Here is a 15,465-nt window from a genome sequence, read left to right as displayed (position 1 = left end):
ACCTGAACACGGAGAAGCCATGGGCACGGACTCTAGGGACAGCAAAAGGCCGGAATGGCAGCCGGAAGATGCGGGCGCCGAGTTCGCCTGCCGGGTGATGGACGGCGTGGCCAGCGGCCACGACGGCATCAGTTCCTACCAGAAGGCAGCAGCGGATGCCGCGTCGGGCGCAAGCGCTCCGGTTTTTACGCGGCCGGCCTACACTGCGGACGACTATGCGGAAGGCGTGCTCGCGGGCAATCGCGCTGTCCTGGGCCGCGCGATTACCTTGATGGAAAGCAATGCGCCCAAACATATCGACATGGCGCAGCAGGTGCTGCAGCGACTGCTGCCCCACAGCGGCAAGGCCATCCGCGTGGGCATTACCGGCGTGCCCGGCGTGGGCAAGAGTTCGTTCATCGAAAAGTTTGGCTGTTACCTGCTGGAACAGGGCCACAAGGTGGCGGTGCTGGCGGTTGACCCCAGCAGCTCCATTTCCGGCGGCAGCATTCTGGGCGACAAGACCCGGATGGAGCAACTGAGCCGGGACAGCCGCTGCTTCATCCGGCCCTCGCCCGCCGGCACGACGCTGGGCGGCGTGGCCCGCAAAACGCGGGAATCCATGCTCGTCTGCGAGGCCGCGGGCTTTGACGTGATGCTGATCGAAACCGTCGGCGTGGGGCAGAGCGAGACCGCGGTGCGCTCCATGGTGGATTTCTTCCTTCTGCTCATGCTTTCCGGTGCAGGCGATGAGCTGCAGGGCATCAAGAAGGGCATCATGGAGCTGGCGGACGCCCTGGTCATCACCAAGGCGGACGGCGACAACAGGCTCCGCGCCAAAACCGCCCAGGGCGAATACGAGCGGGCCATGCACTACCTGCAACCCGCAACCGAAGGCTGGACCTCCCACGCCTTCACCTGCTCCGCCCTCACCGGCGAGGGCATTCCCGAAATCTGGGGGGTCATCAAAAAATTCCGGCAGATCACCCAGGCCTCGGGCGTGTTCGAGCAGCACCGCCGCGACCAGAATGTCAAATGGGTCCACGAGATGATCAACGACCAGCTCCACGAGCGCTTCATCCGCCATGCCGGGGTGAAAAGCATCATCGCCGGAATCGAGCGTCAGGTCGCAGACGGTGTCCTGCCTGCGGTGGCCGCCACGCAGCGGCTGCTCGCCGCCTTCGACGGCCTGGAAGCCTGAGCAGGGCCCCGGCAGATGCCCGTGGCGCAGGGGAGCAATGCCGCGCCAAGAAAAAGCCCAATCCGGGCGGCAGGACAGTCCGTGTTGGCAGCCATTTCCTTGTGCAGAGTGTTGCACCCGGCCTGAAGCCTCCTTCCCTGCCCGGGGACAACCCGGCTTCTCTTTCGCCGTACCATGAAAACAGCACACGTTGGAGCATACGTCGAGTCGCCCCTGGGCCGGATACTCCTGGCAGCCAGAGGCGACAGGCTTTCCGGACTCTGGTTCTGCGGCCAGAAGTACTTTGGCGGGACAGCCGAAGGCGAATTCGAGATCAATCCGGACTGGCCGGTCCTTGCGGCTGCGCGGGCCTGGCTTGCCGCCTATTTTGCCGGGAAGAAGCCGGCCATTCCGGCGCTGCCGCTCGCACCGGAGGGCAGCGGCTTCCGGCAGGCCGTGTGGCAGCTCCTCTGCGAAATTCCCTACGGCACCGTGACGAGCTATGGCGCGATCGCCCGCCAACTGGCAGCCCGGCTGCAGCGGCCGCGCATGTCGGCCCAGGCGGTGGGCGGCGCGGTCGGACACAATCCCATTGCCATCATCATTCCCTGTCACCGGGTCGTGGGCGCGAGCGGCAGTCTGACCGGCTATGCCGGCGGCATTGCCACAAAAATCGGGCTGCTCGAGCTGGAAGGCGTGGACTGCTCCCGCCTCTTCGTCCCGAAAAAGGGCACGGCCCTGTAAAATAAAGGCCGACTGCCCCGTGGCAATCCGGGGGCACTGTCTGTACTGATCCTGCAGACAGCGCCCCCGGCACCGGCGCTGGGAACGAATTTTTCAGGAGGTGCAGCGCCCCTTCAGGCCTGCACCTCCTGAATGCGCTCCAAAAGCCAGTTGTCGGTGTGCACCGGTCTGGCCCAGGTCCACTCTTCGGCAAATTTGACCGGCTGGCTCGTGCTGCCCTCCAGCACCGCGCCAGTGCGCTCGTCCACGGTGTAATCCAGCAGGTTTGCGGTAAAGAGCACAGTGACATAGTCTTCCCGGCCGTCACTGCCGGCATCCGCGATTGCCACCTTGCGGATGGAGATGTTTTCCAGTTTGTTCAACTGGCCCCTGGCCGCCATATCGCGAAAATGGCCCTCATACTCGCCAGCCAGCTGGCTGCCCAGCAGGTGACGGATGGCGGCAAAATCCCGCCGCGTCCAGCCGGCCTGAATTTTGAAGAAGACGTCCGAGGCCACTTCCAGAAAATGTGCCTCGTCGAATCCCGGATCGGTACGGCGGATGGCCGCCAGGCCCGTGGTCTCCTCATCCGGCCCGGCGATGTCCTGAAAGGAGGGGGAGGCTGCCACCCTTTGCGCATAGCCAAAGGGAGCACCCTGCCCGGGAGGTCCATAGCCTTCGGAAGTCTGACCCGAAGGATTGCGCATGAAGCGGCGCCAGAAGAAATAGCCTGCGCCCAGCAGCAGCAGAAGCGGCAACAGACCGGGGCCGGTGCCGCCCATGCCGAACATGGAGCCGAAGAGCAGCGCACCCAGGCCCGCGCCGGCCAGACCACCCAGAAAACCACGGCCAAAACTGCCCGCACCGGGTTGCTGGCGCTGGGCGCCGCGGTTCTGCTGCATCTGGTTCGCCGGCGCGCTGCGCTGTGCCGGCATGCTGAAGGAACGGCCGCCGCCGCGAGCCCGGGCGTCGGCACTGTGGCTCATAAAGGTCCAGTCCAGGGCCGTGAACACCAAAAGCAAAGTCAATACCGGCCAGAAGCATTTCATCAGGTTCTGCATGTTATCCTCTCTGTCTGTTCAAAAAACGCATATTATGGGGCAATCGCCCTGGCAGCCGCATCCATCGCGTCCGGGGTGTCGGCCTGCAGGCACTGCACCGTGCTGCCCTTCGGCAGGATCTTGTTGACCAGACCGGTGAGCACGTTCTTCGGCCCCAGTTCCACAAAAAGCTCGACACCATCCGCCAGCATGGCCTGGACAATCTCCAGCCAGTGCACCTTGGAGGCGATCTGATAGGACATCAGGTCGCGAATCAGCTCCGGGTTACGCTCTATGCCCGCGCTGACGTTGAAGATCACCGGAATCTCCGGTGCATGAAAATCGATCCTGGCCATGCTGGCGGCAAAATCCGGCACCGCACCGGCGACAAGCGGGCTGTGATTGGCCACACTCACCTGGAGCGGAATGACCTTTTTCGCACCCTTTGCCTTCAGCAGGGCTGCCGCGGCATCCAGGCCCTGCGCATCGCCCGAAAGCACAATCTGCTGGGCCGTGTTGTGGTTGGCCACCACGACCGTGCCCTCCGGCCTGCCCTCCGCCAGGATCTGCTCAACCTGCGCCAGTTCCAGCCCCAAAACCGCCGCCATGCCGCCCGGGTGCTGCCGGCCCTCGCGCTCCATCAGCTCGCCGCGTCTGGTCACCAGGGCCAGGGTATCCTCAAGACTCAGCACCTGGGCGGCATACAGGGCTGAATATTCGCCCAGGCTGTGGCCGGCGGCAAAGGCCGGCGTCCAGCCGGGCAGACGCTTTTTGAGCTGTTCCCAGCAGATGATGTTGACCGCGGTCAGGGCCGGTTGCAGATAGAGCACGCGCGTCAGCTCGTCCAGGGGGCCGTCAAAGGCGAGTCGCCTGAGGGGGAAGCCCGACACGCGTTCGGCCAAGTCCATAACGGCCGCAGCCCCCTGCTCCGCCTCCACAAAGGCCCGGCCCATGCCCAGATACTGGGATCCCTGTCCGGGAAACAAAATGGCTGTTTTTTTCATAATGGCTGATGACTGTGTTGTTTTTCCTGGCGGGGTTCAAGAAAGATCGAGTTGAACATGAAAAGCGCCACCCCCAAGACAATGGCCGAATCCGCGATATTGAAGGCGGGCCAGTGGTACGCTCCTATATAAAAATCCAGAAAATCAATGACGTGAGAGAGGCGCATCCGATCGCAGAGATTGCCTGCCGCCCCCCCCGCAATCAGGGCCAGCGACACCGTGTAGAGCCGGTCGTTCCGGCCGAAGCGGTACTGGGCCAGCCCGATCACGGCCAGCGCCACCAGATTGATGAGGACAAACACGGCCTGACGCCACAGGGCCGGCTGGCCGGCCAGAATGCTGAAGGCAGCGCCGTTGTTGGTGACATAGGTCAGGTTGAAGAAGCCGGGCACAAGCTCCCGGCTTTCAAACAGGACAAAGTGGGCGCTTATCCAGAATTTGCTGATCTGATCCAGCGCCAGCGCGGCCAGAAAAACAGCACTGAACAGAACAAGGCGCATCTCAGCCCAACCCACGCACAACAGCGGCGCAACGGCTGCACAGGTTCGGGTGCCCGCTGTCCTGGCCCACGCTTTCGCTGATCGTCCAGCAGCGCTCGCATTTCCGGCCCGGCGCCGGCTGGACGGCAATCTGCAGGCCCTCGGTTTCGGTGTCGGTAAAGGCCAGCCGCTCGCCGCTGCTGGCGAGCCTCAGGCTGGACACAATGCACAGTTCCTGCAAAAGCGCGCGGTTGTCGGCAATCAAGTGCCGCCACTCCGGCCCGGCCTGCAGCACGACTTCCGCGTCCAGCGACAGCCCAATGGCCTTGTTCTGCCGGGCGATTTCCAGAACGCGGGTGATTTCACCGCGCAGGGTGAGGCACTGCTGCCAAAGGGCATCCGCCTCCGCATCCGGCCTGATATCATCCAGTTCGGGCCGGCCCGCGAAGAAGACCGAATTCGTGTAGTCCTCCTCTGCCTCCTCGATGCCGTACAGATGCTGCCAGGCCTCCTCCGCGGTAAAGCAGAGTATGGGGGCCATGAGACGCAGCAGCCCATCCAGAATGCGATGGATCGCGGTCTGCGCGGCCCGGCGCTTCAGGCCTTTCGCGGCCTCGCAGTAGAGCCGGTCTTTCAGCACATCCAGATAGATGCTGGAGATCGTGGTGCCGCAGAAATTGTACAGGCTGTGGTATACCGCGTGGAACTCGTAGCGCCCGTAGGCCTGGCAGACCTTTTGGGACAGCCCGGCGAAGCGTGCCAGCGCCCAGCGGTCAATGGGCATGAGCTGTTCCAGGGGGACGGCATCCTTTGCCGGATCGAAGTCGTAGAGATTGCTTAGAAGAAAGCGGAGGGTGTTGCGGAGCTTTCTGTAGGCATCGGTTACATGCTTCAGGATCTGGTCCGAAACCTTCACGTCGTCCTGATAGTTTTCGCTCGCCACCCAGAGCCGGAGCACTTCCGCACCGTACTTGTCGATAATCTCCTGGGGCGCCACCACGTTGCCGACCGACTTGGACATTTTTTTGCCCTGACCGTCCACCGTGTACCCGTGGGTGAGGACAGCCCTGTAGGGCGCCAGCCCGCGATTGCTCACCGAGGCCAGGAGTGAGGACTGGAACCAGCCCCGGTGCTGGTCGCTGCCTTCCAGGTACAGGTCGGCCGGGAAGCAGAGTTCCGGCCGCTTTTCCAGAACCGCGGCCCAGCTTGTGCCAGAATCGAACCACACGTCCAGAATGTCGTGTTCCTTTTTGAAGAGCCTGCTGCCGCAGTTGCAGCTCAGGCCTTCCGGCACAAAGTCCGCAGCTTCGTGGGTAAACCAGGCATCCGCGCCCTCCTTTCTGAACAGCGCATCGATGCGCTCGCAGACCGCCTCGTTCTTCAGCACCTCGCCGCAGGCTGCGCAGCTGAGCACGGTCAGCGGCACGCCCCAGGTACGCTGCCGCGACAGGCACCAGTCGGGCCGGGCGCTGACCATGTCGTAAATGCGCTGCTGGCCCCAGGCCGGCGTCCACTGCACCCGCTCAATGGCGGCCAGAGCCTTTTGCCGGAGCCCCTGAGCATCCATGGACACAAACCACTGCGGGGTGGCCCGGTAAATGACCGGCTTTTTGCAGCGCCAGCAGTGCGGATAGCTGTGGGAGATCTGCCCGGCCTGCATGAGTGCGCCGCTGGCCTTCAGGTCGGCGATGATCCGCTCGTTGACCTCCGGCACCTGCAGCCCCGCATAGGGCCCGGCCTCAGCGGTGTACTGGCCGCTGTCGTCCAGGGGCGAGAGAATCTCCAGCCCGTAACGCAGACCGGTCTGATAGTCCTCGGCGCCGTGGCCGGGTGCGGTGTGCACGCAGCCGGTACCGGTGTCGTCGGTGACATAATCCGCCAAAAGCAGCAGCGAATCCCGGTTCATGAAAGGATGGCGGCAGTGCCTGCCCTCGAACCGCGGGCCCGGGATGGTGGCCAGAATGCGCCAGTCCTTTTTGCCAAAGAGCGCCATGCAGGAGGGCACCAGCTTTTCGGTGATGACGAGCACCTCGCCGTCGCTCTCCACCATGGCATACTGGAAATCCGGGTGCAGCGCGATGCCCATATTGGCGGGCAGGGTCCATGGCGTGGTGGTCCAGATGACAAAACTCACCCTTTTGCCGCCCAGTTCCGGAGCCAGTTCCGCCGGATCTTCCCTGAAGGGGAATTTCACATAAATGGAAGGCGAGCTGTGATCGCCATAGTCCACCTCTGCTTCGGCCAGGGCAGTGCCGCAGGTGTTGCACCAGTAAACCGGCTTTTTCGCCCTGATGACTGCGCCGGAGAGAAGAAAGCGGTTGAATTCCCGTGCGATATCCGCCTCGTAGTCGAAAGCGAAGGTCAGGTACGGATGTTCCCAGTCGCCCAGAACACCCAGGCGCTGGAACTGGCTGCACTGGGTTTTGATCCATTTCTCCGCATAGCGGCGGCAGGCGGCACGCTTGCTCACCGGCGGGATGCTGCGTTTCTTCCCGCCCAGTTCGGCGTCCACATTGTGCTCGATGGGCAGACCGTGGCAGTCCCAGCCGGGCACATAAGGTGCGGAAAAGCCCTCCATCCTCTTGGCGCGCAGAATGATATCCTTCAGGATCTTGTTGAAGGCGTGACCAATATGAATGTTGCCGTTGGCATAGGGCGGACCGTCGTGCAGCACAAAGAGGGCTCTGCCCCGGGCGGCCTCCTGAAGCCTGTCGTAAAGCCGGTCTTTCTCCCAGCGCTTCAGGACCTGCGGTTCCCGCTGGGCGAGATTGGCTTTCATCTTGAATCTGGTCTGCGGCAGGTTGAGTGTATCCCGGTAATCCATAGTGTGCGGTCTGTAAAAAGCTCCGTCGGCATGGCGGCCGTGCTGGCCGCCGCCCCCGGGGCAGGGAATAAAAAAGCGTGCTGCGCGGCGGAAAAAATTACCCAGCCGCATCGGATAATGCAAGCATGAAGGCTCTGGCAGATGCAGCGGCGCCGAGCCTGAACAAAGCCCGAAAGGGCCGAGTCCGCAACTGGCTGATCCGCAGCATGCCTCTGACGGATCTTCCGATACGGCCAAAGGGGCGCCGCTATCCGTGGCGCTGCCGGAACAGGCTGCCGGGGCACCCGGACGGATGGACATTATCGGCAGCCCGTGGTACGGCCGGACACTGGTCGGGCCGGTGCCAGCTGTGGCCGCGCCCGCGGTGTGGGGCTGTGCCTGCGCCGTGGTTTCTGGTCGCCGGCAACGACAGGGCAGGGCGCGGGTTTCGGATGCCTGCCGAATGCAGGCAAGCCAGGGTAGCTGGCCCCCGCTGCCATGAAAGCAGCCGCTACTGGAGCGCTGCCGCCAGCCTCGCCTGCACCTGTGCCAGCAGGGCATCCCTGCCCTGCCCTGTTTGTGCGGAAAACAGGATGCGCTCCTCCCGCCCGATGTTCAGCCCGGCGTCCAGAATGGCTGCGTGCCGCTCCTGCTGGCTGCGCCCCAGCTTATCGGCCTTGGTGTAGACCACGATATACGGCCGGCCGATATGCCTGAGCCAGGCCACCAGTTCGAAGTCGTGCCGCTTCAGCTCGTGGCGCAGATCGCAGATGACCACCACAGCCACCAGTGTTGATCGCTTTTCCACATAGGCTGCCACCACTTCGCCCCAGTGACGGCGCTCTGCCAGCGAAACCTGCGCATAGCCGTAGCCTGGCAGATCCACGAAATAGGCGGAATCGGCCAGGGCAAAAAAATTGAGACAACGGGTTTTACCCGGCCTACTGCTGGCCTGTACCAGGCCTTTGCGGCCCAGCAGCCGGTTGATCAGACTGGACTTGCCCACATTGGAACGGCCCGCAAAGGCGATTTCCGGCACGCCGGCAGGCGGCAACTGGGCCAGAGTATGGGCTGACAGCAAAAAACGCGCCTGCTCGAGGGGCAGTTTGTCCATGGGTCTTGGCCTCCCCGCGCAGGCGCCCGAACAGGAATCAAATGACCTTGTTCAACGCATACTCGATGATGCCTTCGGCTCCGGCCTGCTTCAGCGTGGGCACCAGATCCCGTACCTGCTGCTCGGACACCACGGTTTCCACCGAAAACCATTCGGTCTTGTAGAGCTGAGCCACGGTGGGCGCATTGAGGCTCGGCAGCAGGCCGATAACCTCATCCAGCCTGGAGGCGGGCACATTCATCTTCAGGCCGACAATCCGGTCGGCCCGGAGCGCCCCCTGCAACAGCATGGCGATGTTGCCGATTTTGTTCGCCTTCCATGGATCGGCCATGGCCGCATGGTTGGCGATGAGCTGCACATTGGACTGCATCAGCTCATGAATCACCTTGAGGCCGTTGGCGCGGATGGTGCTTTCGGTTTCCGTAATCTCCACGATGGCATCGGCCAGACCCGATACAGCCTTGGCCTCGGTTGCCCCCCAGGAAAAGCTGATATCCACCTCGATGCCCCTGGACTCAAAAAACCTGCGGCTCACATTGACCAGCTCGGTGGCGACCCGCTTGCCGTGCAGTTGCTCCACCGTGCTGATGCCGGAGTCCTGCGGCACAGCCACCACCCAGCGCGCCGGCTTACGGCTCACCTTGGAGTAAACCAGATTGGCGACCACCGCCACATCCGACTCGTTCTCCAGCGTCCAGTCCTTGCCGGTAATGCCCGCGTCCAGCATACCGGATTCCACGTAGCGCGACATCTCCTGCGGCCTGCAGATGCTGCACGACAGCTCCGGATCATCGACTTCCGGAAAGTAGTTGCGCGAGGCCAGCTTGATGCGCCAGCCGGATTTTCTGAACAGCTCGATGGTGGCCTCCTCGAGACTGCCCTTGGGGATGCCCAGTTTCAAAACTTCCACGTGCTTTCTCCTTATTTTACACCGTACACTTTCCCGGGATCAAAAACCTTGTCCTCGTACACCGGCACCAGCGTGTCGCCCTGCACCCGGCGAAAAAAACAGCTCCTGTAACCGGTATGGCAGGCCGCGTCGCCCACCTGCTCCACCTTGTAAATGACCGTATCCCTGTCGCAGTCCACCAGAATTTCCCTGATAAGCTGGACATGGCCCGAAGTCCCGCCCTTGAGCCAGAGTTCCTGCCGCGAGCGGCTCCAGTAATGGGCCTTGCCGGTTGCGAGCGTCTTTTCCCAGGCGAGCTGGTTGATATAGGCCAGCATCAAGACTTCGCCGGTCTGGTAATCCTGCGCCACTGCGGGCAAAAGGCCGTCTGCACCTTTTTTGAAGTCCAGTTCGATCATGAAAGCTCCATTGCTTCGCCAAAATAAAGGGCGGAATATACCGGCTTGGGCCTGTCCGGGCAAGCCTTTTGCCCAGCGGCAGCGCACCGCGGATCGCGGAGCCGAAAGGGCCCGGTCTGGAGCGCCAATATCGGCTCCATTCGATGCGGTGCGGCCTCTTTGACCGGGATAGTGTCGGCACAGGACTGTCTGGGGCGTGTTGATACTGGTGTATCCGGACGAACGACCCGGGGAGGCATCGGGCCAGGGAATTTCCGGATTTTTGCGGCAGCTCAACAAGGCTGTGCCAGCGGGTCCGGCCTTCATGTGATCCCGGACAACAGCGGCACCATAACACGGCGGCAGTGGTGCCATGGCCCAAAGCCCATCCCCGGGGTCTCTTCCACCTGACGCCAACCAGCGAGCCTGGCTGGACGCGGTTGCAGGCTGGCTCGGCTAGGTGGAGCGCAGAGCCAGCCATGGGGGCATATTCACAACTGTCCAGGATCTCAGGGATGAGGTACAGCACTTCATCAGGCTGCACGACAACCGAGCTGCCAGGTTCTGCACATGGACAAAAATGCAGCGGTCTTGGTTGAAAAGCTCTCAAAATGAAAGAACAACAATAGCGCATACGAGACAATGGTCGTGGTCTGACCGTGTTGCACCCAACATTTGAGGAAGTTGTTCCGGAGCACTGCAGGAGCTGAGGGAAGATTACTGTGCAGCCATTGTCCGTTCGCCTGAACGAATGCCTAGACATGTAAAGCTCTGCTACCCTCGTCTTATCCTCATGCCTCCGGTTAAAAAATCCGCAGCATTATTTACTTCAATGAGGCATTCATCTTCATGTCATGAAGCAGGAATAAAGCGGTTTTTATCAGAGCTACCTCCTACCATCAGTTCATCAACAATTTACTCAATCCTTGAACAGTCTCTCTCAATTATTTCAACATACATTACTACATCGCTCATGAATTTTTGAACTAATTCATCAAACTCAGATTGAGATCACGCCTGACAAAGTAAAACACTTTTTGGTGGGCTGTGTATTTAATATGTGCATCAAGTACAGTATTTTGCCGTTACATGATACAATTATCCGGTGTCTTCGCATTCATTGTACTGACTGAATTTTATTAAAGTTTGAATAAATTGTTCAAGGCGATATTCTGCATTATTGGGTCGTATATGCCAATGGCTTGAATCGCATATCAACTGCGCCTCGAGTTCAGAAAGTCCTGATTCCTTAAGAATTTCAATGAAACGTTCATCATTCGAGTATATTCAGAAAATACCGTGTTCATCGTATGCAAAATATTCTCCACTATCTGGTTTCCTGAGGCAGATTTGAAATCCACTATCATGAAAGAACAATTCATCGTGGGATTTGATTGCTACCTTCAGATCACTTAAAAGGATATTGCCAAAAATTCTTCTCCACTGACTAGCTTTTTCGTTAACATCAAGCTCAACTTTGAGCAGATAATCAATCCTCTCACCAAGCGTCTCAGCGAGTGACCAAAAAAGTTGCGCTTGCCGTTCAACGTCACCAGCCCAGGCAATGATACGTCCCTGATCATAATCCTTGTCAGTCTTGAAAAATGGCTCTTCCGAATAGCCTCCGAGCTCCGCTTTATTGACCATCGTATACTCCCTACCAAACACGAGGATAAGCCACCCCGACATTGACTAAATACTAGCAACGCGCTTTCCGGGATCGGGGCAAGGACTGGCTAGACCTTTTAATCTATATTTGTTTCTATTCTTACTATATCAGTTCCTGAGATGAAAGCTCTTTTCTGTTGATTTGTTACTTCAAAATATACAACAGTATTCAAGGAATACTCACCATCATTAAAGAATAATGTTTTTATATATTTAAGATCTGTAAGAATTTTCCCATCTTTCAGAAAAACAGTAATATTTTTATTTCTTAGATTTTTGAATGCGACTTCTGGTGTTATTCCAATCTTTTCCATTTCCGGATGTAATTTTTTATCGACCACTTTCCATAAAGTGAAAAAAATCTTTAACAAGATTATAGCTATTACTACACCGACAACGCATGTCAAAAACTGCCAAGTGCCCATGGAGATCCTCTTCCAAGATTAATATTAAATTCAGCAGCGGATCGCAGTGGATCCGCTGCATACTGTTGTCATCCAGGATAAATTCACCTTGCAAAGGCACCGGCCCGAGAGGAGGGGCAGAAGGGTGAAAAGGGTAGGGCCGGATTCTGGTAGACTTGGCACTACCAAGCACCAGGCAGCCGGAAGGCGCTGCCATGTCCCAGAGCAATCTTACACTGTAAGGGCGCATCAGTAACGAAGTATTTGTATCCATGGCATGAGTTACCGGAAAATTGCAGCATGTCCTGGCAAAAGCCATACAGGCATTTCCCGGGAACGGTGTCGCAACAGTTCAGAATCCGGCTCTTATGCCCAGGCTCAGGCCTCATTAATTGCCAAAAAGCAGAAAATCTGGTTAGTTGTGCTCAAGGAGGATGCCATGAGCCAAGTTTTCTCCCTTTCTGCCGAACAACTCGAACGTATCAAGCCCTTCTTTCCACGTTCTCATGGTATTCCGCGGGTCGATGATCGGAAAGTCATCAGTGGCATCATTTATGTCATCAAGCATGGGGCCTGCAGTGGAAAGACGCGCCGCGTGAGTATGGCCCGCACAAGACGCTCTACAATCGTTTTTTGCGCTGAAGCCGGAAGAGACCCTGCTCGTACGATAAAGATCTGTATAAACAGCGGCACAAGATCTTTGGTCATGTTTGGCAGGATCAAGGACTGGCGGAGAATAGCCATGCGTTATGATCGCTGCGCGCATACCTTCTTTTCATCTCTGTGCCTCGCGGCTTCCGTCATATTCTATCTCGAGTGAATTCTCTACCGCCTAAAGGCGGTAGCTTCGAACCATTGCCGCCTGCAAGGCGGCTTATGGAGCCAGGGTAAAATCGTCATCGTGGGCTCGCTCCTCCAGGTCCTGCTCTGCAATATATTGCATGATGACATCGTCTGTGACATTGCCTGAACTGGCGGCAAAATATCCGCGACCCCACAGATGACGGCCCCAAAATTGCCCGGACAAACGTCGGTTTTCTGCAAGCAACCTGCGTGAGGTTTTCCCTTTTATGCGGCCAACCAATTTACTTGCAGAAATCTGTGGAGGAAGCGAAACAAACAGATGTACATGAAGTCTTCGCCTCAAGGCGAGGGATTTTCTCCCATTCCCAGAAAGAGACATTAATGAGGCCTGAGCCTGGCCAAACAACGGGGAACACATCTTCTCTCCTGATTGGGATTGCCTGCAGCACATCCATTTGGTAAGAAAAATGCAGGCGTATCGGACTCAGTCGGTCGGGATTGCCACAATCCCGCGCAGCTTTCTGCCGCCTGGACGCCCGCCTGCCGCATGAGCAGGGCTGGGCTCCTTTCCATTCCACTTCTGGAGGAAGAACATGAAAGGCCTTTTTGCGATGACCCTGTTGTCCGCGCTGCTGCTGGCCCCCCAGTTGAGCCAGGCCCGGCCCGCGTACGCGCCAAAGTACGAATACCGGCTCAAGAGCGTCATACCGGTTGAGGGCCGTCAGGGCGTGGCCTGCGACGGCAAGTACATGTACATCAGCGACAGCAAGCGCCTCTTCAAATACGACATGAACGGCAAGCTACTCCTGACCAACGACAGGCCCTTCGAAGGCTATTCCATTCCCTCCAACCACATTGGCGACATTGACGTGTATAACGGCGAGCTGTACGTCGGGGCCGAGAATTTCATGGACGGCGTGGGCAAGGACATCCAGATCGCGGTGCACGACGCCGCTACCCTGAAATTCAAGCGCACCTTCAAGTTTGAGCCCAAGTCCGGTCAGGAGGAGGTGTCGGGCATTACTGTTGACCCGGTGAAGAAGACCGTGTGGATGTGCTCCTGGGTGGGCGAGGAGAGCGGCCGCCACCTCTACGAGTACGACCTGGATGGCCATTATCTGCGCAAGGTGCATCTGCAGCCGGTGCCACAGTGGGTACAGGGCGTGTTCTACTATGAGGGTTCGCTCTTTTTGACTGCCGACGACGGCACGGCCGACGACAACGAGCCGGATCATCTCTATCGGGTGGATGTCAGCTCGGCCACCAATGCCACTTTGGTGATGGAAAAAACCTTTGACGAAGCCATCAAGCAGGGGGAAATCGAGGGTCTGTGCGTGGATCCCGCAACCGGCGACCTGCTGGTGCACATGAACCGCGGCGCGCGCATCGTGCTGGGCATGGGCAAGGGTTTTTATCCGGGCTATGACAAGGAAATCCACGAAATTTACCGCTTCTCCATGCAGCCTTTTGGCGCGGCTGGTGTGCCACGCGTCGCCAAATGACGCAGGCCTGACTCGGGACAGCCGCAAGGCGCAGAAAAGCGCGGGCAGACTCAGCCCTTCGCTGTAAAAGGCGGGCATGATGGCCGCACCAGCTTTGGTTGCGGCCATCATGTTTCTGAGATGAATGAGGGAAAAAGGCGTCCCCCTGGCTGCCGGCCCAAGTGCCACAGTGCTATGCGCATATCCGCTGCCTGCGCCGACTCCCGTATGGCCTGCATGCCAAGCGTCACCCGCTGGCCGCTGCCCGATGCCATCAAAATTTGCCGCCCGGCTGATGCTATTCAGGCTGCGGCCAGAAAGCCAGGAGGGTGACAATGTCGAGCACTTGCCGGATGGGGAAAGTTGAGGTGCAGAAAGTGTCGCATGGCTATTCGCGCTGAGCAGATCCATGCCCCCGTTATCCCCGGATTTCCGGTACCGGCTCTTTGGGCCGGCAGCTTGAATTTTTCAAGCCGCCGCTTTCCTGCCAGAATGCCGCCCAAACCAAAAATATGCTCTAATAGCGACTGCAAGAACTTATCCTTGAATAACGGTTTTGATTTTCTCTTGTTTTACGGCCTCGTTCTGCAATCAGTTCATTGAGATCGCGGAGGCTCTTATGTCAAAGGTGCAGTCATGGGCAGTGTCCAATAGCTTTTGGGAACGGGTTGCACCTCTGATTCCACCGGTTGAACGTGAGGCGGGCAGGGAATATAGGCGAAAACCTGGCGGTGGCCGCAGGCCTATGCCTCCCCGCCAGGTATTTGAGGCCATTATGTATTTTCTGCGGACCGGTTGCCAGTGGAAAGCTCTTCCCAGGGAACGGTTTGGCAGCGCGGGTGCCGTTCATGCCCACTTTATGCGATGGATGCGGGCTGGTTTTTTCGTCGCTCTCCGGCGAGCCGGTCTTGCGGAGTACGATGAAATGATGGGTATCGCCTGGAGTCGGCAAAGTATCGATGGCGCCATGGTCAAAGCGCCCCTGGCTCAGGAAGCGGTTGGACGCAACCCAACGGACAGGGAAAAAAGGGGAGCAAACGCCATCTGCTGGTGGACGGCCGTGGTGTCCCGTTATCGCTCGTCGTGACGGGAGCAAACCGGCATGATGTCACGCAACTGAAATTGGTTTTGGATGAGATTGTCATCGACGCCCCCGACAAGAAAAAGGTCACGCAGCATCTCTGCGCTGATACAGGATATTCAGGAGAAGCGGCGGGATTGGCCATGGAGGCACGGGGCTACCATCCTCATGTCAAACAGCGGGGCGAAGAAATCCAGGAAAAGAAGAACAATCCAGGATGTCGCGCCCGACGATGGGTCACCCAGGCGCGTCATGCATTTCAATCGCTTCAGAAAGCTGCTTGTGCGATACGAAAAGCCAGCCGACTCGTATCTTGCTCTTCTGCTCCTGGCCGCTGCGATTATCGCTTTTAGAAAAATCAGAGCTATTTACGGATAGAATCTAAACCTTTTGCTGTCTGGATTATTTTGTCGCCGCC

The 15,465-nt window shown here is 58.6% G+C and carries 12 protein-coding genes and 3 pseudogenes; 5 read left to right on the top strand and 10 right to left on the bottom strand.

Going from position 1 to position 15,465, the window contains the following annotated elements; translation table 11 throughout:
* Positions 1–19 precede the first annotated feature (19 nt).
* Entirely contained in the window at positions 20–1,180 is a 1,161-nt protein-coding gene (meaB, locus tag CAY53_RS04720) for a methylmalonyl Co-A mutase-associated GTPase MeaB (RefSeq protein WP_104936147.1), read from the top strand.
* A gap of 174 nt (positions 1,181–1,354) precedes the next feature.
* Entirely contained in the window at positions 1,355–1,903 is a 549-nt protein-coding gene (locus tag CAY53_RS13720) for a methylated-DNA--[protein]-cysteine S-methyltransferase (protein ID WP_104936146.1), read from the top strand.
* A gap of 113 nt (positions 1,904–2,016) precedes the next feature.
* On the opposite strand, the gene CAY53_RS04710 is transcribed toward CAY53_RS13720, so the two are convergent.
* The 9 genes from CAY53_RS04710 to CAY53_RS12500 all read right to left on the bottom strand — a co-directional run bounded on the left by CAY53_RS04710 (position 2,017) and on the right by CAY53_RS12500 (position 11,702).
* Positions 2,017–2,943, bottom strand: coding sequence for a Tim44 domain-containing protein (locus CAY53_RS04710; RefSeq protein WP_104936145.1), 927 nt, complete (start codon positions 2,941–2,943; stop codon positions 2,017–2,019).
* Positions 2,944–2,975: 32 nt separating this feature from the next.
* Positions 2,976–3,926, bottom strand: coding sequence for an ACP S-malonyltransferase (fabD, locus tag CAY53_RS04705; RefSeq protein WP_104936144.1), 951 nt, complete (start codon positions 3,924–3,926; stop codon positions 2,976–2,978).
* Complete coding sequence (gene lspA / locus CAY53_RS04700; RefSeq protein WP_104936143.1) at positions 3,923–4,426, bottom strand: signal peptidase II; 504 nt, start codon at positions 4,424–4,426, stop codon at positions 3,923–3,925. Before lspA ends, fabD begins: the two co-directional genes overlap by 4 nt.
* Position 4,427: 1 nt before the next feature.
* Positions 4,428–7,229 carry an isoleucine--tRNA ligase gene (gene ileS / locus CAY53_RS04695; RefSeq protein WP_104937440.1) on the bottom strand — a complete coding sequence of 934 codons (2,802 nt, stop codon included), beginning with the start codon at positions 7,227–7,229 and terminating at the stop codon, positions 4,428–4,430.
* A 490-nt stretch (positions 7,230–7,719) separates the two neighbouring features.
* Positions 7,720–8,322 carry a ribosome biogenesis GTP-binding protein YihA/YsxC gene (yihA, locus tag CAY53_RS04690; RefSeq protein ID WP_017865864.1) on the bottom strand — a complete coding sequence of 201 codons (603 nt, stop codon included), beginning with the start codon at positions 8,320–8,322 and terminating at the stop codon, positions 7,720–7,722.
* A gap of 37 nt (positions 8,323–8,359) precedes the next feature.
* Entirely contained in the window at positions 8,360–9,232 is an 873-nt protein-coding gene (gene hisG / locus CAY53_RS04685) for an ATP phosphoribosyltransferase (RefSeq protein WP_104936142.1), read from the bottom strand.
* An 11-nt stretch (positions 9,233–9,243) separates the two neighbouring features.
* Complete coding sequence (gene hisI, locus CAY53_RS04680; protein ID WP_104936141.1) at positions 9,244–9,630, bottom strand: phosphoribosyl-AMP cyclohydrolase; 387 nt, start codon at positions 9,628–9,630, stop codon at positions 9,244–9,246.
* A gap of 1,266 nt (positions 9,631–10,896) precedes the next feature.
* Positions 10,897–11,256, bottom strand: a complete 360-nt coding sequence (locus tag CAY53_RS04675) for a hypothetical protein (protein WP_146106401.1) — start codon at positions 11,254–11,256, stop codon at positions 10,897–10,899.
* 98 nt (positions 11,257–11,354) lie between these two features.
* On the bottom strand, positions 11,355–11,702 hold the full coding sequence (locus CAY53_RS12500) for a hypothetical protein (RefSeq protein ID WP_146106400.1): 348 nt from the start codon (positions 11,700–11,702) through the stop codon (positions 11,355–11,357).
* A gap of 418 nt (positions 11,703–12,120) precedes the next feature.
* Between CAY53_RS12500 and CAY53_RS04670 the strand changes: the two are divergent.
* Positions 12,121–12,501: pseudogene (locus CAY53_RS04670) on the top strand (transposase).
* A 54-nt stretch (positions 12,502–12,555) separates the two neighbouring features.
* Here CAY53_RS04670 and tnpA read toward each other — a convergent pair.
* Positions 12,556–12,813 (bottom strand): annotated as a pseudogene (tnpA, locus tag CAY53_RS04665) (IS200/IS605 family transposase); the annotation flags it as partial.
* 265 nt (positions 12,814–13,078) lie between these two features.
* Here tnpA and CAY53_RS04660 point away from each other — a divergent pair.
* Positions 13,079–13,987 (top strand): SdiA-regulated/phytase-like domain-containing protein, encoded by a 909-nt coding sequence (locus CAY53_RS04660; RefSeq protein ID WP_104936139.1) that lies wholly within the window; start codon positions 13,079–13,081, stop codon positions 13,985–13,987.
* Between the two features lie 598 nt (positions 13,988–14,585).
* Positions 14,586–15,425 (top strand): annotated as a pseudogene (locus CAY53_RS04650) (IS5 family transposase).
* Positions 15,426–15,465: the final 40 nt, after the last annotated feature.

It is taken from the genome of Desulfobulbus oralis (assembly GCF_002952055.1).
GTDB classification, from domain to species: domain Bacteria; phylum Desulfobacterota; class Desulfobulbia; order Desulfobulbales; family Desulfobulbaceae; genus Desulfobulbus; species Desulfobulbus oralis.
This window is presented reverse-complemented; position numbering and strand designations above follow the sequence as displayed.